We start from the raw sequence: 2,036 nt of genomic DNA on the forward strand, positions 1-2,036 counted from the left end.
CCGAAAATTTCATCTAACTCCATTAATTATTTGGGACTTATGTCACAGCCCCCTTGTTTATTGATAGAAAGTTAAATATAGGAATGCCGTTCTGCTAGGACTCCAAAGATGGTAAAGAGAAAGGCAGCGGCGAAGATTACAATCAGGCTTGCCGTCCAGCCGTGGGTTTGAGCATTTAAGCTACCGACCACGATGGGCCCTAGAGCAGCAATCAGGTAGCCGACGGACTGGACCATTCCAGAAAGGTTCCGGGTATCAGCAGCACTCTTCGTCTTGAGCCCAAAGAGGGTCATTGCCAAGACAAAGGTAGTTGTGGATCCGGCCCCTAACAGGAAGGCGACCACACAGAAGTAGGCAAAGGAGTTAACCGGGAAGAGCATCATCAGCGTTCCCAACATTGACGCGATTCCCGCGCCCGCCGTAATGGACCGCCGGGTCTTCATCTTGGCCGCTAGGACGGGCACCGTGAAGGCAAACGGGATGGCAAACAGCTGGAAGAGGCCGGCAATCAGGCTTGCCTGGTCTCCACTCAGCCCGGCGTCCATCGAAATTGTTGGCAGCCAGGCAACGGCGCTGTAGAATACGAAGCATTGGAAGCCAAAGAAGAGAAGCAGCCACCAGGCATTGACCTTTTTCCACATGTTAGTTCCGGCTTCACTGGCTATGTTATTTCCACCCCGTTCGTTATACTTGAGGTTGGGTAACCATACAATAGCGGTTACCAGCGCAATTGCACTGATGATGATAACCGCCGTTTGCCAGCTACTTTGGTGGGTAATGGGCGTGATTGTGTAGGCACCAATTGCGGCAAAGAGGGTCATCGCGGTGTTGTACATTCCCGTGACGCTCCCCATCCGGTTGGGGTACTTATCAGAGATAATTGCCGGGAGGAGGACGTTAATGCAGGTGATGGCCATCCCGACCATGACGGTTCCCACCATCAGGAGTGTGAAATTGATAATGCGGAGGTAGGAACCAATAAACATCAGGACCATGGCAATTGCTAATGTTAATTCGTTCCCAATCCGCTGGGCCGTTGATGAAACAACGGAAGATAAGAGTCCAAAGCACAAGAGGGGGATCGTTGTTAAGATCCCCAGGCTTGTTGGGGCAACGTGGAAGGTTTGGGCAATTTCCTTAATAACGGAAGGAATCGAAGTGATTGGCATCCGCATGCAGACGCCCAGTAAGAGCAGCCCTAAGATTAACAATGGACTATGTTTTTTAACCTTTTCCAAGAGATTCGTCCTTTCTTTATGTAATTTAGCTATATCATTATAGCATATTGAAACGTTTTACCTAAGGGTGTAATTTACTTTTATCAATTTGACGCCAGCATTTCAGAAACATATAATCTAAAATGAAGTTTTAAACGGAGGAAAATTATGACGGCAAAAATATACCCGTACTTAACGTTTGAAAATGCTAAGGAAGCGATGGACTATTATGTCCAGAACTTTGGGGCTCAGATTACATATCACCAGCCACTGAGCGAACAGCAGGCGGAAAATATTGGCTTAAAGATTGACAGCTTGGCAGACACGACGCTGTATGCTGAATTTTCAGTTGCTGGTCAAAAAATTGTTTGTGCGGACGCGACGATGGGACATCCCCAGACGTCAACCTTGATTTCAATCATGCTCAACTTTGGTGAGGATAAGGATGGTGCTCAGCAACTCTTCAAGCAGTTGGCAGACTCGGACGAACAGCGGGTTACGGTTCCGTTCGGTAACTGGATTAAGGGTAGCATGATGGGACAAGTGGTTGACCACTATGGGGTCACCTGGATTATCTGTACGGGTAATGATATTGCAAACTAAAAAGGAAGCGGGGAAAGTTCCGTAGTCAATAGACTTACTACGCGGCACTGGACACCAGGAGCGCGCTTTGACTAGCTATGGTTGGTTTTCTTGCGATTTATGTAATAACGAAAAATAAAAACGAGAGGCTGGGAGAAAACTTTGTTTTCTCACCAGCCTCTTTTCTAGTGCGCCCGGCATGGGTATTAGCTAGGTGGTGAAAGTCCACTATGGGCC

Annotated in this window: 2 protein-coding genes; one reads left to right on the forward strand and one right to left on the reverse strand. The window is 47.8% G+C overall.

The genetic code is table 11. The annotated features are described in order from the left end of the window. Positions 1–71 precede the first annotated feature (71 nt). Positions 72–1,238, reverse strand: coding sequence for a CynX/NimT family MFS transporter (locus tag FD32_RS04260; RefSeq protein WP_047769985.1), 1,167 nt, complete (start codon positions 1,236–1,238; stop codon positions 72–74). Between the two features lie 147 nt (positions 1,239–1,385). On the opposite strand from FD32_RS04260, the gene FD32_RS04265 reads away from it, so the two are divergent. Continuing rightward, positions 1,386–1,820 (forward strand): VOC family protein, encoded by a 435-nt coding sequence (locus FD32_RS04265; protein ID WP_047769986.1) that lies wholly within the window; start codon positions 1,386–1,388, stop codon positions 1,818–1,820. Positions 1,821–2,036: the final 216 nt, after the last annotated feature.

It is taken from the genome of Limosilactobacillus panis DSM 6035, from assembly GCF_001435935.1.
Lineage (GTDB): Bacteria > Bacillota > Bacilli > Lactobacillales > Lactobacillaceae > Limosilactobacillus > Limosilactobacillus panis.